Annotated in this window: 24 protein-coding genes and 1 pseudogene; 13 read left to right on the plus strand and 12 right to left on the minus strand. The window is 72.3% G+C overall.

From position 1 onward, the window contains the following. Positions 1 to 105, plus strand: a pseudogene (locus tag AB0878_RS40380) (peptide-methionine (S)-S-oxide reductase); the annotation flags it as partial. A gap of 153 nt (positions 106 to 258) precedes the next feature. Continuing rightward, positions 259 to 1023, plus strand: coding sequence for a DUF427 domain-containing protein (locus AB0878_RS40385; RefSeq protein WP_366586697.1), 765 nt, complete (start codon positions 259 to 261; stop codon positions 1021 to 1023). A gap of 3 nt (positions 1024 to 1026) precedes the next feature. On the opposite strand, the gene AB0878_RS40390 is transcribed toward AB0878_RS40385, so the two are convergent. Both AB0878_RS40390 and AB0878_RS40395 read right to left on the minus strand, forming a co-directional pair. Then, positions 1027 to 3486 carry a WS/DGAT domain-containing protein gene (locus AB0878_RS40390; RefSeq protein WP_366586699.1) on the minus strand — a complete coding sequence of 820 codons (2460 nt, stop codon included), beginning with the start codon at positions 3484 to 3486 and terminating at the stop codon, positions 1027 to 1029. Between the two features lies 1 nt (position 3487). Beyond that, positions 3488 to 4456 (minus strand): DMT family transporter, encoded by a 969-nt coding sequence (locus AB0878_RS40395; RefSeq protein ID WP_366586701.1) that lies wholly within the window; start codon positions 4454 to 4456, stop codon positions 3488 to 3490. A gap of 115 nt (positions 4457 to 4571) precedes the next feature. Between AB0878_RS40395 and AB0878_RS40400 the strand changes: the two genes are divergently transcribed. Both AB0878_RS40400 and AB0878_RS40405 read left to right on the plus strand, forming a co-directional pair. Next, on the plus strand, positions 4572 to 5225 hold the full coding sequence (locus tag AB0878_RS40400) for a VC0807 family protein (RefSeq protein ID WP_366586704.1): 654 nt from the start codon (positions 4572 to 4574) through the stop codon (positions 5223 to 5225). Continuing rightward, positions 5225 to 5983: an SDR family NAD(P)-dependent oxidoreductase gene (locus AB0878_RS40405; protein ID WP_366586707.1), complete on the plus strand. Its 759-nt coding sequence runs from the start codon at positions 5225 to 5227 to the stop codon at positions 5981 to 5983. The genes AB0878_RS40400 and AB0878_RS40405 overlap by 1 nt, the downstream gene beginning before the upstream one ends. Positions 5984 to 6125: 142 nt before the next feature. Here AB0878_RS40405 and AB0878_RS40410 read toward each other — a convergent pair whose 3' ends face one another. After that, positions 6126 to 7277, minus strand: coding sequence for a helix-turn-helix domain-containing protein (locus AB0878_RS40410; protein ID WP_366586710.1), 1152 nt, complete (start codon positions 7275 to 7277; stop codon positions 6126 to 6128). A gap of 199 nt (positions 7278 to 7476) precedes the next feature. Here AB0878_RS40410 and hpnC point away from each other — a divergent pair, with 199 nt between their 5' ends. The 8 genes from hpnC to AB0878_RS40450 all read left to right on the plus strand — a co-directional run bounded on the left by hpnC (position 7477) and on the right by AB0878_RS40450 (position 19268). Next, complete coding sequence (gene hpnC, locus AB0878_RS40415; protein WP_366586713.1) at positions 7477 to 8352, plus strand: squalene synthase HpnC; 876 nt, start codon at positions 7477 to 7479, stop codon at positions 8350 to 8352. Further along, positions 8349 to 9206, plus strand: a complete 858-nt coding sequence (gene hpnD, locus AB0878_RS40420; RefSeq protein WP_366586715.1) for a presqualene diphosphate synthase HpnD — start codon at positions 8349 to 8351, stop codon at positions 9204 to 9206. Before hpnC ends, hpnD begins: the two co-directional genes overlap by 4 nt. Beyond that, complete coding sequence (gene hpnE / locus AB0878_RS40425) at positions 9203 to 10555, plus strand: hydroxysqualene dehydroxylase HpnE (RefSeq protein WP_366586717.1); 1353 nt, start codon at positions 9203 to 9205, stop codon at positions 10553 to 10555. Before hpnD ends, hpnE begins: the two co-directional genes overlap by 4 nt. Next, positions 10552 to 11592 carry a polyprenyl synthetase family protein gene (locus AB0878_RS40430; protein ID WP_366586719.1) on the plus strand — a complete coding sequence of 347 codons (1041 nt, stop codon included), beginning with the start codon at positions 10552 to 10554 and terminating at the stop codon, positions 11590 to 11592. Before hpnE ends, AB0878_RS40430 begins: the two co-directional genes overlap by 4 nt. After that, positions 11593 to 13515, plus strand: a complete 1923-nt coding sequence (shc, locus tag AB0878_RS40435) for a squalene--hopene cyclase (RefSeq protein ID WP_366586721.1) — start codon at positions 11593 to 11595, stop codon at positions 13513 to 13515. After that, entirely contained in the window at positions 13512 to 14978 is a 1467-nt protein-coding gene (ispH, locus tag AB0878_RS40440; RefSeq protein WP_366586724.1) for a 4-hydroxy-3-methylbut-2-enyl diphosphate reductase, read from the plus strand. The genes shc and ispH overlap by 4 nt, the downstream gene beginning before the upstream one ends. Positions 14979 to 14981: 3 nt before the next feature. Next, complete coding sequence (gene hpnH, locus AB0878_RS40445) at positions 14982 to 15983, plus strand: adenosyl-hopene transferase HpnH (protein ID WP_366586726.1); 1002 nt, start codon at positions 14982 to 14984, stop codon at positions 15981 to 15983. Positions 15984 to 16112: 129 nt separating this feature from the next. Beyond that, positions 16113 to 19268 carry an NACHT domain-containing protein gene (locus AB0878_RS40450; protein WP_366586729.1) on the plus strand — a complete coding sequence of 1052 codons (3156 nt, stop codon included), beginning with the start codon at positions 16113 to 16115 and terminating at the stop codon, positions 19266 to 19268. Here the strand turns inward: AB0878_RS40450 and AB0878_RS40455 are convergent. The 9 genes from AB0878_RS40455 to AB0878_RS40495 form a co-directional block, all read right to left on the minus strand. Beyond that, positions 19249 to 20226, minus strand: coding sequence for a zinc-dependent alcohol dehydrogenase family protein (locus tag AB0878_RS40455; RefSeq protein WP_366586732.1), 978 nt, complete (start codon positions 20224 to 20226; stop codon positions 19249 to 19251). The genes AB0878_RS40450 and AB0878_RS40455 overlap by 20 nt on opposite strands. A 37-nt stretch (positions 20227 to 20263) precedes the next feature. Beyond that, entirely contained in the window at positions 20264 to 20698 is a 435-nt protein-coding gene (locus AB0878_RS40460; protein ID WP_366586735.1) for a hypothetical protein, read from the minus strand. Positions 20699 to 20767: 69 nt separating this feature from the next. Then, positions 20768 to 21625, minus strand: a complete 858-nt coding sequence (locus AB0878_RS40465; RefSeq protein WP_366586737.1) for an alpha/beta hydrolase — start codon at positions 21623 to 21625, stop codon at positions 20768 to 20770. A 36-nt stretch (positions 21626 to 21661) separates the two neighbouring features. After that, positions 21662 to 22597 carry a polysaccharide deacetylase family protein gene (locus tag AB0878_RS40470; protein ID WP_366586740.1) on the minus strand — a complete coding sequence of 312 codons (936 nt, stop codon included), beginning with the start codon at positions 22595 to 22597 and terminating at the stop codon, positions 21662 to 21664. A gap of 37 nt (positions 22598 to 22634) precedes the next feature. After that, the gene (locus AB0878_RS40475; protein WP_366586742.1) at positions 22635 to 22940 is read right to left on the minus strand and encodes an antibiotic biosynthesis monooxygenase; all 306 of its coding nucleotides are present in this window, start codon (positions 22938 to 22940) and stop codon (positions 22635 to 22637) included. A 111-nt stretch (positions 22941 to 23051) separates the two neighbouring features. After that, the gene (locus tag AB0878_RS40480) at positions 23052 to 24068 is read right to left on the minus strand and encodes a helix-turn-helix domain-containing protein (protein WP_366586745.1); all 1017 of its coding nucleotides are present in this window, start codon (positions 24066 to 24068) and stop codon (positions 23052 to 23054) included. A 56-nt stretch (positions 24069 to 24124) separates the two neighbouring features. Beyond that, positions 24125 to 25135, minus strand: a complete 1011-nt coding sequence (locus AB0878_RS40485) for an alpha/beta hydrolase (protein WP_366586747.1) — start codon at positions 25133 to 25135, stop codon at positions 24125 to 24127. A 29-nt stretch (positions 25136 to 25164) separates the two neighbouring features. Beyond that, entirely contained in the window at positions 25165 to 25590 is a 426-nt protein-coding gene (locus tag AB0878_RS40490; protein WP_366586750.1) for an Ohr family peroxiredoxin, read from the minus strand. Between the two features lie 43 nt (positions 25591 to 25633). Next, the gene (locus AB0878_RS40495) at positions 25634 to 26095 is read right to left on the minus strand and encodes a DUF664 domain-containing protein (protein WP_366586752.1); all 462 of its coding nucleotides are present in this window, start codon (positions 26093 to 26095) and stop codon (positions 25634 to 25636) included. 290 nt (positions 26096 to 26385) lie between these two features. Between AB0878_RS40495 and AB0878_RS40500 the strand changes: the two genes are divergently transcribed. Next, positions 26386 to 26958, plus strand: a complete 573-nt coding sequence (locus tag AB0878_RS40500) for an ABATE domain-containing protein (RefSeq protein WP_366586755.1) — start codon at positions 26386 to 26388, stop codon at positions 26956 to 26958. Positions 26959 to 26990: the final 32 nt, after the last annotated feature.

Raw genomic sequence — 26990 nt, forward strand, 5'->3', positions numbered from 1 at the left:
GAGGCCGAGCCCGAGCACCAGGACTACCTCCAGAAGTACCCGAACGGCTACACCTGCCACTTCCCCCGCCCCGGGTGGAAGCTGCCCAAGCGGGCGACGACCTGATCACGACGGCGCGCGGACTCACGTCCGCGCGCCGCGCGTTTTTCAGCACCTTCTTTTTCACCGCCTTCTTTTTCAGCACAGTTCCCGCGCGGCCGGCGCTGCCCCACCGGCGCGTGTCACGGACCAAGGCCCGGCCGACCCGAGGAGATCCCGATGCGCGACTACCCGGACGCGATCACCCCGACCGACCACGTCGAGCCCGTGCCCCGGCGGATCCGCGCCGTGCTCGGCGGCGAGACGGTGCTCGACACCACCCGCGCGCTGTACGTGTGGGAGTGGCCGAACTACCCGCAGTACTACATCCCGTTCGCCGACGTGACGCCCGGCGTGCTCGTGGACGAGAACCACCCGCAGCACCTCAAGCGCGGCACCGCGCGCCGCCAGACCCTCAAGGCGGGCGACCAGGTGAAGCCCGCCGCCGCGCGCCTCTACGGCGAGGACGCCGCCGCCGGGCTCGCGGACCACGTCCGGTTCGAGTGGGCCGCCCTCGACGCGTGGTTCGAGGAGGACGAGCAGGTGTTCGTCCACCCGCGCAGCCCGTACACGCGCGTCGACGCCCTGCGCTCCACCCGGCACGTGCGCGTCGCGCTGGAAGGCCGGACGCTCGCGGAGTCGTCGTCCCCGGTCCTGCTGTTCGAGACCGGCCTGCCGACGCGGTACTACCTCAACCGCACCGAGGTGGACTTCTCGCACCTCGTGCCCACCGGCACCGTCACCGAATGCCCGTACAAGGGCACCACCACCGGCTACTGGTCCGTGCGCGTCGGCGACGTGCTGCACCAGGACCTGGCCTGGTCCTACGACTTCCCGACGCGCTCGCTCAGTGCGATCTCCAACCTGATCTGCTTCTACAACGAGAAGATCGACCTGTTCGTCGACGGCCGGGAAATCCCCCGGCCGACCACGCACTTCTCCTGACGGTCAGTCCGCTTCGGACTGCAACCGGGCGAACGCCGAGGTCACGGTGCCCGCCAGCCGGTCGCCTCGCGCGGCGTGGCCGGCGGGCACCGTCACGCACACGGTGAACCGGTCGGCCCACGTCATCACGCCCACCGCCACCGGCACGTCCGGCGCCAGCGACAGCACGGGGTACACCGTGCGCACGAGGGAACCGTTGAGCACCACCGGCGAACGCGCGCCCGGCAGCACCGAGGCGATCATGCTGAACCAGGTGCCGCGGTAGACGAGCCGTGCCACGCGCCGGTGCAGCCACGGCGGCAGGATCCCGATCACGCGCACCACGGCGTTGCCCGCCCGCGGCGCGCCGCGGGTCACCTGCTCGGCCAGCAGCTCCCGCGTCGCGCGCACGCGTTCGGCCAGCGACATCGCGCCGGTCGGCAGGTCGACGCTCGCCGCCCCCGTGTGGTTGCCCAGCTGGCGGAACGTGCCGGTGTCGCGAATGGACATCGGGATCAGCACCCGCACCCGCTCCGGCGCGGCCGCGCCCAGCTCCTGGTGCACCGCCTCCGCGACGAGCGCGAGCACGAAGTCCGTGGTGGGCACGCCGACCTTGCGGGCGGCCGCCCGCACCTGCGGCGCCGACAGGTGGGCGCGTGCGTAATGCCGCCGCGGGCCCGAGATCCCGGTCTCCCACGGCACGCGCGGCGCCGTGCCCGCCCGCGCGAGCGCCCAGACGCCGCGGGCCAGCTCCTCGGCTTCCTTCCTGCGCCCGGGCCGTTTCCGCGTCACGGCCGACACGCGGTCGGCCGCGCCACGCAGCCGGCTGCGCCGCAGCGGCGCCGGCGGCGGGTCCAGCGGCGGTTTGCCACGGGCCTGCCCGACGAGGGCGCCGATCACCGCGATGCCGTCGCTCGCCGCGTGGTGCAGGGCGATGAGCAACGCGCCCTGCTCGCCTTCCAGGCCCGTCACGAGCCGCGCCCGCACCGGGTGGTCCGGGGTGACGGGCTCGGAGAAGAAGTCGTCCATCTGCGCGGTGAGCGAGGATTCGAGCTCGCTGCCCGCCGGCAGTTCGACGTCGCCGAGGATGCCGTCGGCGCTGCGCGCCGGGTCCTCCTGCCACTTCGCCCGCCACAGGCCGCCACCCGGCAGCAGCCGCGCACGCAGGCCGGGCGTCGCCGACAGCAGGTGGACGGCGTCCGCGTGGGTGGGGCGCGAACCGTCGGCCTTCGGGTCGAGCATCAGCACAGCGCCGACCTGCTGGGGCACCTGCGGGGTCGCGACGTGGAGGAACAGCGCGTCTTCGGGCCGCAGCCGCTGCGGCGCCGGGTTGAGCGGAGAGTCCACGAGCGACTCGAGCGCCGCCGTGAGCGACGTCGCCGAGTCGCAGTGCCGGGTGGCCGCCTCCGCCATCGCCTTGAGCCGCTCCGGCTCGGCGAGCAGCGTGCGGACGGAACCGGTCAGCTCACCGTCCTTCTCGGTCACGAGCGCGAGACCGGCCTCGGCCATCAGCCGGGCGTTGGCCTTGCCGTGCGCGGCGATCGGGCGGTGCATGAGCACGGGCCGCCCGCACGCCAGGGCCTCCAGCCCGGTCGCGCCGCCGGCGTTGGTCACCACGACGTCGGAGGCGATCGTGTAGTCGGCCATCCGGTCGGTCCAGCCGACGACCCGCAGCCGCGGCTCGCCGAGCCGTTCGAGCCGGTGCTGCAACGCCTCGTTGCGGCCGCAGATCGCCACGGGCAGCACCTCGGGCCCGGCCGCGAGCAGCTCGCGCACCGTGCCCTCGACGTCGCCGAAGCCCAGCGAGCCGCACGAAACCAGCGCCACGAACGCTTCCGGCGGCAGTCCCAGCCGATGCCGCGCGCCCGCGCGGTCGCCGGGCCGGAACTCGGCGCGCACGGGTGGCGCCGACACCCCCACCACGGCTGAGGGCGCGCACCGGCGGGCCAGGCCCACGGCGACGTCGTGCATCACCATCGTGAGGTCGGCCGAGCCGTAGACCCAGAACGGGTGCGGCGCGAAGTCCGACACCCACGCGCCGATCGGCGCCCGCAGCTTCCCGCGCCGGCGCAGCCACGCCAGTCCCGCGGTGCCCATCGGGTACGTCGACAGCACGAGGTCCGGCGCGAAGTCCGCCACCGGTTTCGCAAGCCGCCGCCCGCACCAGGACGCGGTGAAGCGCTTCGACGCCGCCGCGAACCACGCGAGGCGCCAGATGGCGTCGTAGAAGAACTCGTACAGCCAAGGGGTGGTCTCGACGTTCGCCACGTAGATGCGGCGGAACAGGCCCCCGAACCCCGGCCCCAGCTGGTCGAGGGCGTCGAGCCACTTGACCTCGGCGGCGGGCCAGCGCTCGCGCACGGCGCCCTCCAGCGCCCGTCCGGTGGCGTTGTGCCCTTCCCCCATGTTCGCCGAGACGATCAGCACGCGCTCCAACGCGCCCCCTTCGCCAGAGGTGCCGCGAGCGGCGGTCACCAACTGCATGTCAACAGGTGGATCCGGCCAGACCGTACCCGTCGTCGGGGTCCGACCCGGCGTGCTCGGCCTCGGCGTGTTCGTGTTCTTCCTCGATCGCGGCCACGTCCAGGTGCGCCGCGCGCGTCGAGAGCATCGCGATGCCGACCACGATCACGGCACCGGCGAACGCCTCGCCCGCGAGCCCCCACGGCGTGCCGTTGGCGCTCTCCCCCATCCACGACAGCCCGATCGCGACCCCCACGAGCGGGTCGAGCGCCGTGATCACGGCCAGCGCCGGCGTGAGGTAGCGGCCCTGCTGGAAGGTGTTCTGGCTGAGCAGGAACCCGAGCGGGCCCACCACGCAGACGATGTAGAGCGTCCAGTGCTTGAACGGTTCGTCCACGCCCTGGCGGAACTGCCCGGCGACGACCTTCATCAGGCCGGCGGTCAGGCCGTAGAGCACGCCCGTGGCCACGGCGAGCCCGAGCACGCGCCCGGAGCCGGAGTGGGTCAGCGCGGCGAGCGCGAGACCCGCGATCGTCACCACGGCCAGTGCGATGCCGAGCGGGAGCAGCGAGGCGCCGGTGACGAGCACGTCGCCGTTGCCGCTGGGACGCGCGATCACCAGGAACACGGCGAGCCCGGTGACGCACAACGCCGAGCCCGCGCTCATCACCCGGTCGGGGCCTCTTCGTTCGAGCCGCGCGAACACGAACCCGGCGAAGATCAGCGAAGTGATGAGCAGCGGCTGGACCAGCAGCAACGGCCCGAACGCGAGCGCGACGAGCTGCAGGACGAGCCCCAGTACGGTCGCCACGATGCCGATGAGCCACAATGGTCGCCCGACGAGGCGCCTGAACAACGTGAGATCGAGCGGGTTCGCCGGCTCGACCTCTTTGGCCGCCTTTGCCTGGGCGGCGCTGGCGATCCCCATGCACGCCGCGCCCAGCACCGCGGCAGGGACGGCCACGAAAAGCGACACCCCCGTGACACTCATGGAATACTCACCTCACACCATTCCCATCCGCCGTGCCTATGCTGTTGAAAAATTCGTGGGCCGTGGGGGGATGGTCACCCCGCACCGGAGGTACTTGAACCGCATGCGACACCACATGACGATCGACCTCCCCTCGTTCCGCAACCTGGTCGTGGGCGGGGGTCGGCATCTGCTGGAGTCCACGCTCGTACCGGCCGGCCTGTTCTACCTCCTCCTGACTCTGGTCAGCTTCGACAGCGGAGTCATCGCCGCGCTGTGCTGGTCGGTCGTCGTCATCGTGACGCGCCTGGTGATGCGCAAGCCCGTCCCCGCGGTCCTGTGGCTCACCTCGGCGCTGCTGATCGCCCGGACCGCATTGGGCCTGGCCACGGGCAGTGCCTTCCTGTATTTCCTGCAGCCGACCCTACAGAACTTCGTGATCGCCAGCCTGTTCCTCGTGTCCGCGCCGTTCAACAAGCCGCTGCTCGCGCGGCTGGCCGGGGACTTCTGCTCGTTCCCGGACACGCTTTCGGGCCACCCCGGCATGCGGCGCTTCTTCCAGCGCGTGTCGGTGCTGTGGGCGCTCGTGTTCGCCGTGAACGGTTCCGTGACGCTGGTGATGCTCGCGAAGGCGACCGTCGGCAACTTCCTCATGGTCAGCACCGCGGGCTCGTACAGCCTGGTGGCGCTGGCGATCGTCGGCTCGCTGCTGTGGTTCCGGCGCTCGTTGCGCTCGGAGGGCATCGTGCTGCGGATGGCCTCGCGCAAGCCCGCGCTCACCACCGTCTGATGCCCGCTCCCCGCGGCACGGCGCTCGTCACCGGCGCTTCCTCGGGTATCGGCGAAGCCACCGCGCGGCTGCTCGCCGCCGCCGGAACACATGTTCTGCTGCACGGCCGCGACCGCGAGCGCCTGGCCGCGCTCGCCGCGCACACGGGCGGCACCGCTCTCGAAGCCGACCTCGCGGATCCCGAAGCCGCCGGCAAGCTGGCCGAGCGCGCGCTGGCCGTCACCGGCCGCGTCGACACGCTCGTGAACAACGCGGGCCTCGGCTGGGCCGGTCCGCTGACCGAGCTGTCCCCCGAGCTCCTCGCACAGCTGGTCGCGGTGAACCTGACCGCGCCGCTCGAGCTCACCCGCGCGCTGCTGCCCGGCATGCTGGCGCGGGGTCACGGCCGGATCGTGTTCGTGACGTCGATCGCCGGGCGCACCGGCGTCGCGGGCGAAGCCGTGTACGCGGCGACCAAGTCCGGTCTCGACGCGTTCGCCGACAGCCTCCGCTTCGAGCTGCACGGCACCGGAGTGGAGGTCGGCGTGGTGGTGCCCGGCGTGGTGCGCACCGCGTTCTTCGAGCGCCGCGGCCGCCCCTACACCCGCACGACCCCCCGGCCCGTGTCCGCCCAGCGCGTGGCCGCCGCGGTCGTCCGCGCGACGCACCGGCCCGGCGACTACTACGTGCCCCGCTGGCTGCGCGTCCCGGTCGCCCTGCGTGGCGCGGTGCCCGGCGCGTACCGCGCGCTCGCGACGCGGTTCGGCGCCGAAAGCTGACCGCTTCGGGCGCAGACCGAGCACGGCACCTCCCTGCCTCCGGGTCATGACAGCAGTGTCTCCCCGCCGTCAACAAACTTAGCCCTGCTAACCATTCTGAGGGCAACCCTTATTCCTCGCACGCCGTGTGGCACGGGGCACGTCACTGCGGGTCGGTCTGCCCTCCCGGTGGGCCCCACGCCAGGGCCAGCAGCAATGTCGCCCGGGCGTCCGGGTCGTCGAGCGCGGGCCCGAACAGCTCGTGGAGGCGGCCGAGGCGGTAGGACACCGTCTGCGGGTGGATGTGCAGGTCCTCGGCCACGGCCTTGCGGTCGCCGAGGTGCAGCAGCCACGAGCGCAGCGTGGTCTGGAGGCGCTCGCGCGAGGAGTCGTTGAGCTCGTCCAGCGGGGCCAGCGACCGCTTGCGCAGGACCTCCAGCAGCCGGTCGTCGCGGTGCACGATGATCGCGTCGAGGTGCTCGTCGGCGAACACGGGGTCGTCGGACAGCAGGCGGTCGCGGCGCAGCCGGGCCGTCACCTCGGCGATCCGCAGGCTCGCCGGCAGCCGGTCGACGGGCACGGTCGCCCCGACCACGGCGCCACCGCCGCGCAGCGCCCGGGCCAGCCACGCGCGCCGGCCCGGTCCGCCCGGGTCCGGCACGATCGTCACGAGCTGGCCCGGCCGGCGCAGCCGCAGGCACGTGTCGTCGAGGCGGGCCACGAGCTCGCGGCCGAGCTGGTTCTCGTCCTCCACCAGCACCACCGCGGCCGACCGTGGCAGCCGCCACTCCGCGCGCAGCGCCGCGGCCTGCACCGCCGCCCCGTCGGCGCGGTCGGAGAGCAGCAGCTCGGTCAGCTCGTCGCGCAGCCGCTCGCGCATGCGCACGGCGTCGGACTGCTCCTGGAGGTAGCCCTTGAGCGAGGACTCCGACAGCTGGTCCACCAGCGCGAACACCGTGGTGGCGAGCGAGGCGAACAGCTCCGCGGGCACCTCGAGGTCCAGCGCGGCCTCAGACACGTGGCGCCACGCGACCCGCGCGCCCACGCGGTAGGCCGAAAGCAGGCTCGTCACCCGCCGGCCCTGGCGGTACTGCGTCCGCCCGATCTCCTCGAAGACCACTTGCTCGACGCCCGAGCCCAGCTCCGGCAGGTCCTCGTCCGGATCTTCGGCGAGGTTGATGAGCCGGCGCACGAACCCGGCGCTGGCCGTCACGATCTCCGCCAGCTCCTCGGTGAGGAACGCAGCGTAGTCGGGGTGCTGCTCGACGAGCTGATCACGAACTTCGTTCAGGATGACTGGGAGTCGCCTGGTCACGACAGTCTCCAGCTCACCCAGACGGGTCACCTGGTCTGATCCCATGTGCGCAGCTTGTCCTTCCGTAGCAGGTAGCAGGTCTACGGGGTCGGTCCGCCTTATCCTGACCCCACTTTGTCCGCTCGTGCCAAGTCGAAGCCAGCAAAATTCTTCTTCCGGTTGCAGAAGCCGCCCATAAGTGCGAGTCAGACTGTGTTCGATGAGATCGACTTCACCTGACGGTCACGCAGCGGACACGGACGGTCTGCTGGAGAAGCGGCACGCGGAGAACTTCCCGGTCGCGCTCCGGGTGCTGCCCCGGCGGCTGCGGTCGGATCTGCAGGCCGTCTACGCCGTCGCGCGCACGATCGACGACCTCGGCGACGAAGCCGACGGCGACCGCATCGCGCTGCTGAAGGCGTTCGGCGACGAGCTCTCGGCCGCCTTCGACAGCGCCCCGCCCACCGACCCCGCGATCCGCGGCCTCGTGCCGGCGATGCGCGCGGGGCGCGTGGAGCTCGAGCCGTTCCGCCGGCTGATCGAGGCCAACCTGCAGGACCAGCATGTGACGCGGTACGCGACGTACGAGGACCTGCGCGCGTACTGCCGGCTGTCGGCCGACCCGGTGGGCCGGATCGTGCTGCGTCTGTTCGACGTGCACGACCCCGAGGCCGAGGAGCTCTCGGACCGCGTGTGCACCGCGCTGCAGCTGCTGGAGCACTGGCAGGACGTGGCCGAGGACCACGGCAACGGCCGGATCTACCTGCCGCAGGAGGACCTCGCGGCCTACGGGGTCGCGGAGGACGAACTGGGCGAGGCGCGGGCCACGCGCCGGCTGAGAGAGCTGATGCGCTTCGAGATCGACCGCGCCGCGGCCCTCCTGGGCAGCGGCGCTGGTCTGGTCGGGCTCCTGCACGGCTGGGGCCGGCTGGCCGTGAGCGGGTTCGTGGCCGGCGGGCTGGCGACCGTCGACGCGCTGCGGAAGACGAACGGAGACGTGCTCGCCACGCAGGCCAAGCCGGGCAAAGCCGATGTGCTGGCGTGGCTCGTGTGGCTGCAGGTGGGTGAGCCCAAGACGGGGAGGCGGTCGGGATGAGCACGGTCGAAGAGGCGTACGAACACTGCGCGCTGGTCACCAAGGAGCAGGCGCGCAACTTCTACTACGGGATCCGGCTGCTGCCGCCCGACAAGCGCTCGGCGTTGTGCGCGGTCTACGCGCTGGCCCGGATCGTCGACGACATCGGCGACGGCGATCTGCCACCCGAGGCGAAGCTGCAGGGCCTGGCCGACATCCGCAAGTCGCTCGGCGACCTGTCCGCGAGCACCGACCCGGTGTACCTCGCGGTCGCCGACGCGGCCCGGCGCTACCCGATCCCGCTCGGCGCGTTCGAGGAGCTGCTCGACGGCGTGGAGATGGACGTGACCGGCCGCGAGTACGTGCGCTTCGAGGACCTCGTGGAGTACTGCCGCTGCGTCGCCGGTTCGGTCGGGCGGCTGTGCCTGGGCGTGTTCGGCAGCAAGCCGGAGCCCGACGCGCCGACATACGCCGACGAGCTCGGAATCGCGTTGCAGCAGACCAACATCCTGCGCGACATCCGCGAGGACCTCCTCAACGGACGCGTCTACCTGCCCAAGGAGGACCTCGACCGGTTCGGCGTGGAGCTGAAGGTCGGCGAGGACGGCCGGCTGGCCGACGACGGCGGCGGGCTGACCGCACTGGTCCACTTCAGCGCCGCCCGCGCCCGCGACTGGTACGCCCGCGGCCTGAAGCTCGTGCCCTCGCTCGACCGCCGCAGCGCCGCGTGCTGCACGGCGATGTCCGGGATCTACCGCACGCTGCTCGACCGCATCGACGAGCAGCCCTCGCTCGTGTTCGACCGCAGGCTTTCGTTGTCCGGCCGGGAAAAGGCGGTGGTCGCGGTTCGGGCGCTCACGGGGATCGGCCGATGACGGCCGAGGTCGCGGTCGTCGGCGGCGGGCTCGCGGGCATCGCGACCGCGCTGCGCTGCGCCGACGCCGGGCGTCCGGTGACGCTGTTCGAGGCGCGGCCCCACCTGGGCGGGCTCACGCACTCGTTCACGCGCGGCGAGCTGCACGTGGACAACGGCCAGCACGTGTTCCTGCGCTGCTGCACGGCTTACCTCGCGCTGCTGGACCGCCTCGGCGTCGCCGACCGCGTGATGCTGCAGCCCCGCCTGGAGATCCCGATCCGCACGCCGGGCTCCACGGAGTCGACGTGGCTGCGCCGCGGCGACCTGCCCGCGCCGCTGCACCTGGCCGCCTCCCTGCTGCGCTACGACCCCCTGCGCCCGCTGGATCGCGCGCGGTTCGCGTTGGCCGCGCTGGCGTTGCGCCGCGTGGACCCCACCGACGACCGCACCGACCGGCAGTCGTTCGGCGAATGGCTGCGCCGCCACGGGCAGAGTGCCGCCGCGATCGAGGCGCTGTGGGACCTCGTCGGGGTCGCGACGCTCAACGCGACGGCCGACGAAGCGTCGCTTTCCCTGGCCGCCACGGTGTTCCAGGAGGGCCTGCTCACCGACCCGGCCGCGGCCGACATCGGCTGGTCGCTCGTGCCGTTGCGCGAGCTGCACGGCGACGCCGCGCTCGACGCGCTCACCACGGCCGGCGCCGACGTGCGGACCGGCACGAAGGTGCGCAGCGTCGAGGAGACGGCCGGTGGCTGGCGGGTGCGCACCGATGACGGCGAGGCCACGTTCGGCCAGGTCGTGCTCGCCGCTCCCCCGCCCGTCACGGAGAAACTCGCGCCACCGGGCGCGATCCCGCTGCCGCCCGGGTGGTCGGGCGGGCTGGGCAGCTCGCCGATCGTGAACGTCCACGTGGTGCTCGACCGCCGCGTGCTGGAGGAGCCGTTCGTGGCCGGCGTGCGCACGCCGATGCAGTGGGTTTTCGACCGCACGCGCCAGTCGGGCCTCGAAACGGGCCAGTACCTGGCGATGTCGCTCTCGGCCGCCGACGACCTGATCGACCTGCCGACCGCGACGTTGCGCGAGCGCCTGCTGCCGGAGCTCACCGGGCTGCTGCCCGAAGCGCGCGGCGCGCAGGTGCTGGACTTCTTCGTGACCCGGGAACGGCACGCGACGTTCCGGCCCGGCCCGGGCACGGCGTCGCTGCGCCCGGGCGCGGAGACGTCCGCACGGGGGCTCTACCTGGCCGGGGCGTGGACCGCCACCGGCTGGCCCGCGACGATGGAGGGCGCTGCCCGCAGCGGTGCGGCCGCGGCGACCGCCCTCCTCGAGAAGAACGTGCACGAGGAGAAGGAGGGAGTCGGAGCATGACCGCCACCATGCGACCCGCCGCCGAGGCGGCCCCTGCGGTGCCGGCCACACTCGGCCGCACCCGTGACGCCGTGCAGCCGGCGCTGCGTGAAGCCGTCGACCGGCTGGACGAGACCAGCCGCGCGATCAGCGCGTACCACCTCGGCTGGACCGACGCCGACGGCACACCGGTGAGCGGCAACGGCGGCAAGGCCGTGCGGCCCGCGCTCGCGGTGCTCTCGGCGCTGGCCGCCGGCGCACCCGCCGAGACCGGCGTGCCCGGAGCCGTCGCCGTCGAGCTGGTGCACAACTTCTCGCTCGTCCACGACGACCTCATGGACGGCGACACCGAACGCCGCCACCGCCCCACTGTCTGGGCGCTCTGGGGTGCGCCGGCCGCCATCCTGACCGGTGACGCGATGCTCGCTCTCGCGCAGGAAGTGGTGCTGGACAGCGGTTCCCCGCACGCGATCCCCGCCGCTCTGCTGCTGTCGGAGACCACGCGCCGCCTCATCCACGGCCAGGTGCTCGACGTCCAGTTCGAACAGCGCGACGACGTGACGCTGCCCGAGTGCGTCACCATGGCCGGCGGCAAGACCGGCGCGCTGCTGTCCTGCAGCGCCGCGATCGGCGCCGTGCTCGCCGGCGCGCCCGCCGAGACCGTCGACGCCCTCGCGGTGTTCGGCGAAGAGGTCGGGTTGGCGTTCCAGCTCGTGGACGACGTGCTCGGCATCTGGGGCGACGCGGCCGTGACCGGCAAGCCCGTGTACTCCGATCTGCGGGCGCGCAAGAAGTCGCTGCCCGTCACCTACGCGATCACCCACGGCGGTGCGAAGGGCCGCGAGCTCGCGGAATGGCTCGCGGGCGAGGAGACGGGTGACGAGGCCGAGCTGGCGCGCGTCGCCGCGCTCGTGGAGTCGGCCGGCGGCCGCGAGTGGGCCACGACCGAGGCCGCGCGCCGCGTCGGGACGGCCGAGCGCGCGCTGTCGGCAATCCCCGAAGGGCCACGCGAGGAGCTCATCGGCATCGCCCGTTTCATCGTGCACAGGGAGGCGTGAATGACGCAGACCGTCCCCGGGACGTCCACTTCGGACACCCCGAGCGAAGGCTCGCGTACTCCGGAAGAAACCCTCGCCGCCGGCGTCGGGTTCCTGCGCGGGGAGCAGGACGCGGCGGGCTGGTGGAAGGGCGAGCTCGCCACCAACGTCACGATGGACGCCGAAGACCTGCTGCTGCGCCAGTTCCTCGGCATCCTCACCGAACAGCAGAAGCAGGAGTCGGCGCGCTGGATCCGGTCGCAGCAACGCGACGACGGCACGTGGGCCAATTTCCCCGGCGGCCCGGCGGACCTGTCGACCACGGTCGAAGCGTGGGTCGCGCTGCGGCTGGCGGGTGACCCGGCCGACGCGCCGTGGCTCGCCGAGGCGGCCGGCTGGATCCGCGCGAACGGCGGCCTGGAGAGCACCCGTGTGTTCACGCGGATCTGGCTCGCGATGTTCGGCCAGTGGTCGTGGGACGACCTGCCGAACCTGCCCCCGGAGCTGATCTTCCTGCCCTCGTGGTTTCCGCTCAACGTCTACGACTTCGCGTGCTGGGCGCGCCAGACGATCGTGCCGCTCACGATCGTCGGCACGCTGCGGCCGAAGCGGCGGCTGCCGTTCGACGTCGCCGAGCTGCGCGTCGGCGAGAGCCCGAAGAAGTCCGCGGCGCCGTGGTCGTGGGACGGGGTGTTCCAGAACCTCGACACCGCACTGCACACGTACGCGAAGCTGCCGTTCAACCCGGTGCGCAAGGTCGCGATGCGCCAGGCCGCCGAGTGGATCCTCGCGCGCCAGGAGTCCGACGGTTCGTGGGGCGGCATCCAGCCGCCGTGGGTGTACTCGATCCTCGCGCTGCACCTGCTGGGCTACCCGCTCGACCACCCCGCGCTCAAGGCCGGGCTCGAAGGTCTCGAGAGCTTCACCATCCGCGAGGAGACCGAGCAGGGCTGGGTGCGCCGGCTCGAGGCGTGCCAGTCGCCGGTGTGGGACACCGCGCTCGCGATGACCGCGCTGCTCGACGCGGGCGTCTCCCCTGGCGACGAGACGCTGGTGCGCGCGACGGAGTGGATGCTGGGCGAGGAGATCACCGTGCCGGGCGACTGGATGGTGCGCCGCCCGTCGCTCGCGCCCGGCGGGTTCGCGTTCGAGTTCGCCAACGACGGTTACCCCGACACCGACGACACCGCCGAGGTCGTGCTCGCGCTGCGGCGCATGGGCCGGCCGGACCACCTGCGCATCCGCGCCGCGATCGACCGCAGCGTGAAGTGGCTCGAAGGCATGCAGTCGAGCGACGGCGGCTGGGGCGCGTTCGACGCGGACAACACTCAGGTGCTGGCCACGAAGCTGCCGTTCTGCGACTTCGGCGCCGTGATCGACCCGCCGTCGGCGGACGTCACCGCGCACGTCGTGGAGATGCTGGCGGCCGAGGGCAAAGCGGACACGATCGAATGCCGCCGCGGCGTGAAGTGGCTGCTGGACAACCAGGAGGCCGACGGTTCGTGGTTCGGCCGGTGGGGCGCGAACTACGTCTACGGCACGGGCGCGGTCGTGCCCGCGCTGGTGCTGGCCGGCGTTCCCGCGTCCGACATCCGGATCCGCCGCGCCGTGCGGTACCTGACCGAGCACCAGAACCCCGACGGCGGCTGGGGTGAGGACCTGCGCTCCTACGACGACCCGGGGAAGTGGTCGGGCCGCGGCGAGTCGACGCCGTCGCAGACCGCGTGGTCGCTGCTCGCGCTGCTGGCCGCCGGCGAGCGGGACTCGGCGGCGACGACCCAGGGCGTGGCGTGGCTGTGCGAGCAGCAGCGCGAAGACGGGGGCTGGGACGAGGACTTCCACACGGGTACCGGATTTCCCGGCGACTTCTACCTGTCGTACCACCTCTACCGCGTGGTGTTCCCGCTGTCGGCGCTCGGCCGGTACGTGCGGAGCGGCTCGTGAGACCGGCCGTGCTGTGCGCGCCGCTGCGGATCGAGCGGGCGGCCTTGCGCGCCGCCGGCCTGCCGGTGGTGCGCACGGGCCTGGGCCCGCGACGGGCGGCGGCCACCGCTGCGCGCCTGCCCGAGGGACCTCGTCTCGTCGCCGGGATCGGCGGCGGGCTCGCTTCCCACGTGCGGCCGGGTGACCTGGTGGTGGCCGACGAGGTGCGCGGGCCGGACGGCGTGGTCGCGGTGCCGACCGCTCCCCTGCTCGCCGGCGCGTTGCGGCGGCTGGGTTTGACGGTCCACATCGGACCGGTGCTCGGGGTCGACCACGTGGTGGGAGAACGGGAACGCGAAACGCTGGCCGCCTCGGGTGCGCTGGCCGTCGACATGGAGTCCCACCGGCTTGCCGCCCCCGGGCAGCCGTTCGCCGTCGTTCGGTCCATTGTGGACACCGTTGGTGCACCGCTTGTGCGGCCCGGCACGGTTTCCCACGGCCTGGCCGGGCTGCGCAGCCTGCGGGCGGCCGGGCCGGCACTCACGGCGTGGGCGGCGGCGACCGGGCCGCGGCAGCTGCTGATGGCGAGCCCACGGTCGTTCTGCGCCGGCGTGGAGCGGGCGATCGACATCGTGGACCGCGCGCTGGCCAAGCACGGCGCGCCGGTGTACGTGCGGCGCCAGATCGTGCACAACACCCACGTGGTGCGGCAGCTGCAGGAGCGCGGCGCGGTGTTCGTCGACGAGGTCGAGGAAGTGCCGGAGGGCGCGACGCTCGTGTTCGCCGCCCACGGCGTGACCCCGGCGGTGCGGCGCGACGCGGCGGAGCGCGACCTGTCGGTGATCGACGCGACGTGCCCGCTGGTGACCAAGGTGCACAACGAGGTGCGCCGCTACAGCGGCCGCGGCGACACGGTGTTCCTCATCGGGCACGCCGACCACGAAGAGGTGGAAGGGACCGTCGGGGAGGCACCCGGTTCGGTCGTGGTGGTGGAGGACGTCGCGGCGGCCCGCACCGTGACCGCCACCGGCGGGGTCGCCTACACCATGCAGACCACGCTGGCGCTCGACGAGGCCGAGGAGATCGCGGGCGTGCTGCGCGAGCGGTTCCCCGGGTTGTCGGCGCCGCGCAAGGACGACATCTGTTACGCCACCACCAACCGGCAGCAGGCGCTGCGGGCGATCGCGCGCGAGGTCGACCTCGTGCTGGTGGTGGGCTCGGCCAACTCGTCCAACTCGCGCCGGCTCGTGGAAGTCGCGGAGCGAGAGGGCACGCCGGCCGTGCTGGTCGACGGAGTTTCGGACATCGACCTGCGCCGCCTGGCCGGCGCGGGCCGGATCGGACTCACCGCGGGCGCCTCGGCTCCGCCGCACCTCGTGGACGAGGTCGTGGCGGGCCTGGGCGGACTCGGGCCGGTCACCGTCGCCGAAAGCCGGCTGACGGACGAAGAAATCACTTTCACCCTACCTCGGGAGGTGCTCTGAGCCATGGCCATGCCGTTGCGTCAGTCCGTGCGACTGGGCGGTTATCTGATGAAGCAGAAGCTGCTGCGCAAGGAAAAGTTCCCGCTGCTGGTCGAGCTTGAGCCGCTGTTCGCCTGCAACCTCAAGTGCGCCGGCTGCGGCAAGATCGCGCAACCGCACACGCTGCTCAAGCAGCGCATGCCGGTGGAGCAGGCCGTGGGCGCCATCGAGGAGAGCGGCGCGCCGATGGTGTCCATCGCCGGCGGCGAGCCGTTGATGCACCCGAAGATCGACGAGATCGTGCAGCAGCTGCTCGACCGTCGCAAGATCGTGTTCCTCTGCACCAACGCCCTGCTGCTGCACAAGCACATCCACAAGTTCAAGCCCCACCACAACTTCGCGTGGATGGTGCACATCGACGGCCTCGAGCAGCGCCACGACGCGTCGGTGCGCAAGGAGGGCGGGTTCGCCGCGGCGGTCGAGGCGATCAAGCTCGCCAAGGAAAAGGGCTTCCGCGTGATGACCAACACGACGTTCTTCGACGGGGACACCGCCGAAGACGTGGTCGACGTGCTGAACTACCTCAACGACCTGGGCGTCGACAACATGCAGATCTCGCCCGCGTACGCCTACGAGAAGGCCCCGGACCAGGAACACTGGCTCGGCGTGCAGCAGACGCGCGAGCTCTTCACGAAGGCCTTCGGCGGCGGCAACCGCAAACGCTGGCGCCTCAACCACTCGCCGGTGTTCCTCGACTTCCTGGAGGGCAAGCGCGACCTGGAGTGCACCCCGTGGGGCATCCCGTCCTACTCGCTGCTCGGCTGGCAGCGCCCGTGCTACCTCCTCGACGACGGTTACGCGAAGACCTACAAGGAGCTCATCGAGGAAACCGACTGGGACGCCTTCGGCCGCGGCAAGGACCCGCGGTGCGACAACTGCATGGCCCACTGCGGGTACGAGCCGACCGCGGTGATCGCCACGCTGGGCTCGCTGAAGGAGTCGGTGCGGGCGGCCGTCGGTCACTGAGGTCCTGCCACTGGGGAAAGCCGCAGGTCTTTCGGGACCTGCGGCTTTCTTCTTGCGCGCCACGGGTTTGTGCCACACTGTCCGGCACGGAAACCGGCTCAGGGGGGCGTCACGGTCATCGAAAGCGCGGTGCTGAAGGTCGGCGAGGCCGTGGCGAAGCAGGTCGCCTTGCAGTGGCTGGCCGACAAGAAGGCGGCCGGCCGGCGGGGCCGTGACCTCGCGTTACTCGTGCGGGCCCGGTTCCCCTTGCGCCGCCAGGAACGCGACGTGCTGGCCGCGTTGACGAGCATCGAGGACGACGTGGCGGAACGGCTCAGGCCGGGCCTCACCGACGCCGCCCACGGCCTGGCCGAAAACGAGCGCGAGGCCGCGCTGGCCGCCGTCGCGGACGCGTTGCTCGCCGCCGACCTGTCCGACACCGGCTTGTTCGCGGCCGACCTGGATCCTTCGGCGCTGGCCACCGCGGTGCGCGCGCAATGGCCGGTGGCGCGGGCCGCGCTGTCTTCGCCGGCCGAGCGGCTGTTCGAGATCGGGCTGGACCGCGCCTGTGTCGTGCTGACGCACCTGGTCAGGGAGCTGCCGGAGTTCGACGCCGCCGTGGGTGTGGAGCAGCTGCGCCGGCTGCGGGCCGTGCTCGACGGCATCGACCGCGTCCTCGACCGGCTGCCTTCGCGCGAGCTCGGCGCGCCGGAGGGCACGGACTTCGACGCGCAGTTCCGCCGCCGGTACCTCGACCGCGTCGTGCGCTCCTACGAGCGATTGGAGGTCATCGGCCTCACCACGCACTCCTACGAACCGCGCACCACGCTCAGCGTCGCGTACCTGAGCTTGACGGTGACCGCGGACGCCGAACGCGCCGCGCGGCGCCCGCGTGACCGCGGCGTGCCGGGCCGGCCGGGCGACGACCCGGGCGCGCGCCAGGCGACGGACAACATCCGCGTCGAGGCGGCGCTGGGCGGCAGCCGCCTCACCGTGATCCGCGGCGAGGCCGGCGCCGGCAAGTCCACGCTGCTGCGCTGGCTGGCCGTCAACGCCGCCCGCTCGGCGTTCACCGACCAGCTGGCGGGCTGGAACGGCTGCGTGCCGTTCCTGGTCAAGCTGCGCGACTTCGCCGACGGCCCGTTGCCCCGCGGCGACGAGCTCCTGACCCAGCCGAGCTCCCCGCCGTGGGGCCCGGCGCCGCGCGAGTGGGTGCACCGCCGGCTCAAATCCGGCGAGGCCCTGGTGCTCGTCGACGGCGTGGACGAGCTCGTCGCCACCCGGCGGCCCGCCGTCCGCACGTGGCTGCGCGACCTGCTCGCGGGTTACCCCGACATCCGCGTCGTGGTGACCTCCCGCCCGACCGCCGTGACGTCGAAGTGGCTGCTGGCCGAGGGGTTCCGCTCGGTCGTGCTGGAACCCATGAGCGCCGCCGACGTCCAGGTCTTCCTCCGCCGCTGGCACGCGGCGTTGCTGGACTCCACGTCCGCACCCGACCTGCTGCCCTGCCGCCCGGAGGAGGTGCCGGAACACCAGCGCGCCCTGTTGGCGCAGCTGCAGGCCCGGCCGCATCTCCGCGCGTTGGCCCGCAGTCCCCTGCTGTGCGCGATGGTGTGCGCGCTGAACCTCGACCGCCGCGCGCGCTTGCCCCGCGACCGCCTCGCCCTGTACTCCGCGGCCCTCGACATGCTGCTGGAACGCCGCGACGCCGACCGCAACGTGTCTGCCGGCGACGACATCCAGGCCACGGTGGCGGAGAAACTCGCGTTGCTGCGGGCGTTGGCCTGGTGGCTGAACGAGAACGGCCGGACGGAGATGTCCCGCGAGCAGGCTCTGGCGCGGATCTCGTCGCGGCTGCGGGGCATGCCCGGGGTTTCGGAGTCTGCGGACGTGCTGCTGGACCACCTCATCGAACGCAGCGGCGTGATCCGGCAGCCGGTCGCCGGTCGGGTGGACTTCATCCACCGGACCTTCCAGGAGTTCCTGGCCGCCGGGGAAGCCGTGGACCGGGACAGCATCGACCTCCTGGTGAGCCACGCCCGCTCCGACCTGTGGCGCGAGACGGTGCTGATGGCCTGCGCACAGGCAAGCCCTGATCAGCGAGGACGGTTGCTGTCGGGGATCTTGGCCGCGGCGGCTTCGGCCTCGGCGAGGACCGCCCGGCAGTTGCTGCTGCTGGCCGCCGCCTGCCGGGAGACCGCGGTCTTGGCACCACCGGAGGTGCTGGCCCGGGTCGATACGGCCGTCCGAGGCTTGGTGCCGCCGCGCAGCGTGCGCGAAAGCCGCTCGCTCGCCACGGTCGGCGAGTCCATTTTGGACTACCTGCCGAAGGATCTGGCCGATCTCTCGGCGGCCCAGGCAGCGGCTTGCGTCCGCACCGCGGCCCTCGTGAACGGACCGGCGGCGCTCGAGACGCTGGCCGGGTATGCACCCGACCTGCGCTCGAAGGTCCAGGAAGAGCTGGTGGCGGGCTGGAAGTACTTCGACCCGGAGACCTACGCCGACCGGGTTCTGGCCGCCGCGCCCCTGACCCGGAAGATCGGCGGCAGGACCGAGATCGACTTCGCGGGCGCCCTTCCTTTCCTGCACCGGCTCAAGAACCTCGTTCGCACCAGGGTGGACCTGTGGGACCACGGCCCCGTCGAGGAGGAAGTTCACGAGCTGGGCCGGTTGCGCCACCTCGAGGAACTGGTGCTGCTCGGAGACTTGGCTCCCGGCTCGCTCCCCGAACTCGGCAACCTCACGAAGCTCGATTTCCTGTTCCTGAACTTCACGACGGGCTGGCCGAAGGAACTCCCGACGCTGGCCCGGCTGACCCGCCTCGAAAACCTCTACCTCACGAACGCCGCGGAAGTCGAAGACTTCTCGTTCCTGGGCGGGATGCCGAACCTCAACGGCATCTTCCTGGCGAACAACTCACCCGGCGCCTGGGTCTGCCACCTCGCGGAACCGGCGAAGATCATCGCCACCACGTGTGGCCCGGACACGAGCACCGAGGACCTCAAGACGGTCGCCGGGTCACTGACCGGCGTCAGGTACCTCACCTTCACCGGATGTTCGGACCTCGACCTGAGCTGCCTGGCATCGCACCACGTTCGCAGCGTCACGTTCATCCAGTGCTCGGACATCGACGTGGCTCCGCTCGCCGCACAAGCGTCGCTGCGCTACCTGACCTTGACCGGTTTCCAGGGCGAGGTCGACCTCGCGCCGTTCGCCGATCTCGAGATCACCATCCGGCTGGGGCCCGAAACCGTCGCGGCGAACGTCGGCAAGCTCGGACCAGGGGTCACTCTGCACCGAAAGTGAAGAGGATCTTGCCGCGGCGGCCGGCGGTCAGGGAGTGGGCGAAGGCGTCCTCGTAGTCCGCCAGCCGGTAGGTCGCCTCGACCGGCGCGGTGAGTTCGCCGGTGGCCACCAGGTCGGCGAGGTCGTCGTAGAGAGCGGTCACTTCGTGGGCAGGGGCGGTGCGGAGCCAGTTCATCAGCCAGAAGCCGGTCAGGGTGATGCCGCGGAAGACGATGTCCGCCGGGGAGATCCGGGGGGCGCCTTCGGGGAAGGCGTAGGTGACGACGGTGCCGCCGTCCTTCAAGGAACGGGTGAGGTCCTTGACGACCGGGCCGCCGGTGGCGTCGAGGATCAGCGAGAGCTGCTCGCCGGCGAGGGCGGACTTGAGGGAGGCGCGGAGGTCGCCGTCGGAGACCACGGCCTGGTCGCCGCCCGCGGCGAGGACTTCGGCGGCCGCGTCGGGGCGGCGCACGACGTTCAGCGTGCGCAGGCCGGCGCGCCGGGCGAGGGCGATGAGGTAGCGGCCCATGGCGGAGTTGGCGGCGGTCTGGGCGATCCACGAACCGGGCTCCAACTGACCGTGCGAGCGCAGCAGCTGGTACGCCGTCGCGGGGTTGACGGCGAGCATGGACAGCTGGAGGACATCGGCGTCCTCGCGGATCGGCAGGACGTTTCGCCGCGGGAGCACCACTTCGTCCGCCCACAGGCCCTGTTCCATGGTCGGCAGGATCAGCACGCGCTTGCCCATCAGCTCGGCATCGCCTGCCACGACCCGGCCCACGCCCTCCGCGCCGAGGGTCGCGGGCAGCGCCGGGCGGACGCCGTAGAGGCCGCGCATCAGCAGGAAGTCCGCGGGGTTGAGCGGCGCGGCGAGCATCTCGACCACGACGTCGTCGGGCCCGGGCGCCGGAACCGGGGCGTCGTCGAGCCGGACGGAGGCGGCGGGGTCGCCGAACTCGGTGAGCAGCAGGCGGGCCATCGGGAGGTCCTCTCGGGAAGTCGGCGGAAGGAACGGATCAGCGCGAACTCGCGGACGACGCAGTCCCGCCCTCGGAATCGGCCGAAGTCGGCGCGCCGTCAGAAGCGGCGAGACCCGGCGCGGCGTCGGAAACCGCCCGCCCCGGCGCGGCCGCGCCCCCGACCAGCCCCGCCAGCGCCAGCGCCGCCCCCAGGGGACGGTGGTTCACCACGATCTCGTCGATCTCGCCGCGTTCGTCGAAGTGGAAGGTGCCGGTGCCGAAGATGGTGTGCTCGCCGACCTGGGCCGTGTACTCCTCCACCTGCCGGTCCCCGGCGTCGACGCGGTAGCGGACCGTCATGCCCGAATAGCACGCCCCGACGGCGCGGACCTGCGTTTTCACGGCTGCCGGGCCGTGGAGCACGCCGTCGAGGATGGTGCCGGCGAGGCGGACGTCCGGCGAGAGGCGGGAGAAGAACCAGGGTTCGGTCACCCCGCAAGGCTATGACAGCTGTCATGATTGTCAAGCGCGACGGACGACACAACCAACCGGCGAACGGCTCTATCGAGCCAGCAGGTCGTGCAGCGCCGCGCCGACCACGGCCGCACCCGAGTGGGTCATGATCGTGGCCGCGTGGTCGGCGCCCGCGATGCGGCGAGGGCGGCGCAGGGTGGGCAGGGCGGCGCGGAAGCCGGCCAGGGCTTCATCGCTGTACGCGGGCGGCGTGCCCGGCCCGGAGCTCCACTCCGCGCACACCACCTCGGTCGGCACGGCGATCTCCCGCCAGCGCGACTCGCCGAAGAACACGTCGGTCGCGTCGGCCAGCACGGCTTCGCGGCTGAGGAACACGCGGCCGTCGGAGAGGTCGTGGTCGAGGCAGTCGCGCAGGAGCGGGTCGGCGGCGTCGAGCAAGGGGTTGGCGCGCGTGAAATAAGCCAGGTACTCGTCGACGCCGGCCCAGCGCCGCGAGACGCGCTCCAGCTGCGGCGTGAACGCGGCGGGCACCGTCTCGGGCGTGAGGCCCGGCGGCACGGCCATCGGGAGCCCGCCGTCGACCAGCACGAGCCCGCGCACCCGGTCCGGCCGGCGCGTGGCCAGCTCCACCGCGACGAACCCGCCCATGGACATCCCGCACACGTCGACCACCGGGTGCTCCAGCGCGTCGAGCACTCGCACGAGGTCGGAAGCGTGCTGCCGCAACGAAGACGGGCCGGCCACCGCGAAGCTCCCCGCACGCCCCCGCAGGTCCGGCATCACCAGCGACAGGTCCGGCGCCTCGGCCCGCAACCAGTTCCACAGCCGGCGGTTGCTCGTGACGCCGTGCACGGCGAGCACCGGCGCCGAGGCCGCGGCCACCACCTCCACGGCCAGCGCCCCGCCCTCGACCGCCACCGACACCGTCCTCGCGTCACCCACCATGAGGACACCGTAACGACCGAGGACCACTGTGGACAGTCACGGTCCGATCGACTCCCAGTCGCGGTGGTGATCCACCCACCACCGCGCGATGTCGAGCCGCCGCAGGAAACGGACCCCCGGCTGCTCCGTGGCATACCGGACGAAATCCCGCACGGCCGCCGCGCGCCCGGCCTGACCGCTCCACCGCGGGTGCAGCCCCACGGTCATCATCCGCGCCCCGAAGCCGTCGTCGGCTTCCTCGCACAGGTAGTCGAGCGCGAGCCGCAGGCTTTCGAAGAACTGCGCCGGCGAGCCGTAGGTCGGGCTCAGCAGGTAACGGGTGTCGTTGTACACCTTGGAATACGGCACGATCAGCAGCCCGCGCTCCGAAAAGTACGGCAGCTCGTCGTTGCACGGATCCGAATCGTAGAGGAACCCGCCTTCCTCCACGAGCAGGTCGAGCGTGTGCTCGCTCGGGAACGACCGCACGTACCATCCGCGCGGCCGCTGCCCCGTCGTCCGCTCCAGCGACGCGATCGCGCGGTGCAGGTGGTCGCGCTCCTCGTCGACGGACATGCGCGCGTAGTCGAGCCAGCGGTAGCCGTGGCCGATCACGTCGTGGCCGCGTTCGCGGATCCACTCCGCGACGGCCGGATTCCGCTCCAGCGCGACCGCGCACGCGCCGACGCTCACCGGCACCGCGTACCGGTCGAAGATCCGCGCCAGCCGCCAGATGCCGACGCGGCTGCCGAACTCGTAGTGCGTCTCGGTGCCGAGGTCACGCACCTCGGGGCCGACCTCGTAGGCGTACTCGCCCCAGCCATCGTTGCGGCCGTCGCCGTCGGGGATGGAGTACTCGGCCCCCTCCTCGTAGTTCACGACGACGTTCACCACGACCTTGGCGTCGCCGGGCCAGCGCACGCGCGGCGGGTACCGGCCGTAGCCGACGAAGTCACGCGGCGGCACGGTGGCCGGGTCACGGGGTTCGGGCACGAACCCAGCGTGGCACGGCCGCCGCGTCCCGGCAGGGTCAGTGCGGCGGGAGCTTCGCGGCCAGCACGCCCACCGGCGTGATCGTGGGCGCCGTGGCGAAAAGCTCGTCGCCGCGCAGCTCGATCTGCCGGCGCACCTCGCCCTGGAGATGCGCTTCGCGGTCCTGCTCCGTCTCGAAGGCGTCGAAGATCCGGAACGACGAGGGCCCGAGACGGAAGCCGAACCACGCCAGGGTGCCCGGCTCGGCGTCCACAAGGGACTTCGCGTCGATCAGGAACTGCGCGACATCGTCCTCCTTCCCGGCCTTCGCTTCGAACTCGACGAAAAATCCGTACGCCGGCATGGTTTCCTCCTCACCCGGGCCACCGTGGCCCGGCTCTTCGACGCTAGCTGGCGGAAAGCGTGGTGGACGCTCGGATCCCGCCAGATCGGGCCTCACCCGGCGCCGGGTTCGTCACGAGGCGGCCGGAGTGGCGCGAAAGGTGGCCCGGTAGCTGCCCGCCGTGGTGCCGACCTGGCGTTCGAAGTGGCGGCGCAGCGTCTCCGCGGACCCGAACCCCACCATCGCGGCGACCTCCGAGATCCGGTGGTCGGTCGTCTCCAGCAGCACCTTGGCGGCGGCCACGCGCTCGCGGTTGATCCAGTCGAACACCGTCATCCCCGTGGCCCGGCGGAACTTCCGCACCAGGCTCCGCTCGCTCAGGTGCACCTGCGACGCCAGCCCGGCCAGCGTCAACGGCTCGTGCAGGTGCTCCCGCAGCCACGCCAGGAACGACCCGAGCGCCGGCTCCCCCGCGATCCGGATCGAGTCCTTCACGAACTGCGCCTGCCCACCCGGGCGCCGCGGCGCCGTCACCAGCAGCCGGCCGACGTCGCCGGCGTAGGCCTGGCCCAGGTCCTCGGCCAGCAGGTGCAGCGCGAGGTCCGTCGCGGAGAAGATCCCGCCCGACGTGTGCACCGGACCGTCGTCCACGTACAGGCAGCCCGGTTCCAGCTCGACCTGCGGGAACTCCCGGCGGAACTCCTCGGTGAACAGCCAGTGCGTGGTCGCGCGGCGCCCGTCCAGCAGCCCGGCACGGGCCAGGAGGAACGCGCCCCCGCAGAACGACACCATGCGCGCACCGGCCTCCGCCGCACCGCGCAACGCCCGCACCACCGACCGCGGCCGCTCCGCCAGCGGGTCCTCGACGCCCGGCACCATCACCGTGTCGGCGGTCAGCAGTGTCTCCAGCGGCGCGAGCTCCCCGAAGTCCACCCCCGAAGGCAGCACCTGGCGCGGCTCCTCGCCGCAGAGCACCACCTCGTACGCGCTGCCGTGATCGCCGGTCAGCTCGGCGATCGCCGCCATCCGCGGGCCGAACACCTGGTGCACCACGGTGACCTCCAGCGCCACGGAATCGGGCACGACCAGCACCGCGATCACGTGCTTGGCGCGACCGCGCGAGGTGACGGGCGTCTTCGCGGGGTGCATCACTGCTCCTGATCCGGCGGGTGCCCAGGAGACCGGGGCCCCGCCGCCGAGCGGGGTCACAGCCGGACCGCTTCGAGCACGGCGTCCACGAACGCGCGCGGCGTTTCCTGGGGCAGGTTGTGCCCCGCGCCGGGCACGCGGTGGTGCACACGCGGGCCGGTGAAGTGTTTCGCCGACGCCGTGCCGTCGGTCGCCGGGAAGCTGCCGTCGGCGAGCCCGTCGAGCGTCACCGCCGGCACCGTGATCGGTGGCTGCGCCAGCAGCCGCGCCTCGATGGCGGCGTAACGAGGATCGCCCGGCGCCGCGCCCTGGCGCACGCGGTAGTTGTGGATGACCACGTCCACGTAGTCCGGATTGTCCATCGCGGCGGCCGCGATGTCGAGGTCGGCGCTCATGAAGCGCCACTGCGGCGAGTTGCGCCGCCACACCACTTCCGCCAGGTCACGGCGGGAACGCGTCAGCGCCGTGCGGCCACGCTCGGTCAAGAAGAAGTAGAAGTACCAGTGCGCCGATTCGGTGCCGGGCGCGTCCGGGGCGGACGCGAGCAAGTCCGGGTCCAGGTTCTGGATCAGGTAGCTGTTCACCGACACCAGCGCGCGGCACCGCTGCGGCCATAGCGCCGCGGCGACGTCGAGGGCGCGCCCGCCCCAGTCGTAGCCGCCGAACACCGCGCTCTCGACACCGAGCGCGTCGAGGAACGCGACCTGGTCGGCGCCGAGCGCGGCCTGCTGGCCGGAGCGGATCGTCGTGGCGTCGAGGAAGCGAGTGGCGCCGTGGCCGCGCAGGTAGGGCACCAGCACGCGGAAGCCGCGGCGCGCCAGGGCGGGCGCGACCTCGGCATAGGCGTGCGGGCTGTAGGGCCAGCCGTGGCCGAGCAGCACCACGTCGCCGCCGGCCGGGCTGACCTCGTGGTAGGCGAGGTCGAGCAGGTCGGTGCGCACGTGGCGGACCGGGCCCAGCCCGGAGGCCACGGCCGGGCCGGCCGCGGCCTCCGCGGGGAGGGCCGGGAGCGAAGCGGCGACCGCCCCCGCGCCCACGGCCTTCCCGAACGCCCGCCGGGAGATCATGGTGTGCTCCTCGTCGGTCGGGCGCACTGTCAGGCGACGGTGGCGTCGATGGTGACCTCGACGTTGCCGCGGGTCGCCTTCGAATACGGGCAGATCTGGTGCGCGGCGTGGCCCAGCTCTTCGGCGGTCGCCTGGTCCACACCGGACACTTCGAGGTGCAGGGCGGCGCTGAGCCAGAAGTCGGCCGCCTCGTTGTGCAGGGTGATGTCGGCGACCACGGCGAGGTCGGCGAGCTTCACCTTCTTCTGCGCCGCGACGATCTTCACCGCGCCGAGGAAGCACGAGGCCCAGCCGGCACCGAGCAGCTGCTCCGGGTTGGTCGCGCCGCCGTTGCCGCCGAGCTCCTTCGGGATGGCGAGGGTGACGTCGAGCGAACCGTCGGCAGCGGTCGCCCGCCCGCCGTTGCGGCCCTCGCCGGTGGCGGTGACGACCGCGGTGTAGGTGGTTTCAGTCATGGCAACTGTCCTTTCTCGACAGAACTTCGGGGAACTTCGGGGGTCAGGCGGGAATGCGGGCTTGCGCGAGCAGCACGTCGCGCAGGATTTCGAGCTGGCCGTGGTGCTGGACGAGGTCGGCGCACAGGTGCAGCAGCGCGCCGCCCGCGTCGAGCGGATCGCCGAAGCCGGCCAGCGCGGCGGGCACGGTGGCGTGCGGGTCCGCGCGGGTCACGTCTTTCTTGAGCTGCCGCAGGGTCTTGCGCACGCGGTCGAGCAGCGGCGCGACCGGACCGGCGGCGGTGAACTCGGCGTCGCGGTCGCGGTGGGCGGCGCGGCCGGAGACGACCTCGCCGGCCCAGTACGCCGTGGCGCCGAGGCAGTGGTTGAGCACCGCGTACGGCGTGTTGGCGCCGGGCAGCTCGAGCCGGGTGTTGGCCAGATCGTCGCCGAGCTGCTCGACGATCGCGGCCATGCCGGTCAGCGCCCGGGTGACGACGTGCAGGTACTGGCCGGTGGTGATCACCGGTACTCCCCCGGCCCGAAACCGGGCACCGGGTGCCGGTGAGCGCACCCATGGTGACGAGCAGGCTCCGCAGGACGAGCAGCAGCGAGACAGTCGGATCCATCGAAGGTGAGACCTTTCCGGACGGGGGCCGCGGTTTCCGCGGGGCCCCGGTGGCGATGCCGAAACTCTTGCACGCTTATTCGTCACCAGTCAAGACGGTTACGAATTTTTGCTACACATTCCGGTTAACCTGTTTTTACCGGTTAGCAATTGTTGCGCTCTTTTTCGTCACCTGTCAGACTGGTGCGATGGAACACGCCTTCCCCTGCGGGAACCCGGCACTCGACTTCGTCGGGACCCTGCGCGCCCGGCGCAACGCCGAACCCCTGGAGAAGCTCGGCTCGCCGCGCAACCTCGACGCGTGGTTACGCGAGTCCGGGGTCACCGACACCGACCCGGGCAGCCGGCCGCAGGACGTGCTCGCCGCCATCGAACTGCGCGAGGCCATCTACGCGCTGGTCGCGGCGCGGCTGACCCACCACGAGCCCGACCTGCGGGCCATGGACGTGGTCAACGAGTTCGCGGCGCACCCCTCGACGGTTCCCCAGCTGTCGATCGACGGTCGCCGCCTGGAGGCGACCCCGGCGCAAGCGCTGTCGTCGGTGGCGCGCGAGGCCGTGGAGATCCTCGGCGGGCCGGACGCCGATCTGCTCAAGGAGTGCGGCCGGCCCGAGTGCACGCAGGTCTACCTCGACCGCTCCCGCGGGTCGCGGCGCGAGTGGTGCGCCATGGCGACCTGCGGCAACAAGATGAAGGCCGCCGCCTACCGGGCGCGCCAGCGCGGCAACCCGCCCCTGTCCCCGTCGCGGCAGGCCGGCTGACCCGCTCCCCCGGCACGACCAGGCCGGTGAAG

Source organism: Amycolatopsis sp. NPDC047767 (assembly GCF_040704195.1).
Lineage (GTDB): Bacteria > Actinomycetota > Actinomycetes > Mycobacteriales > Pseudonocardiaceae > Amycolatopsis.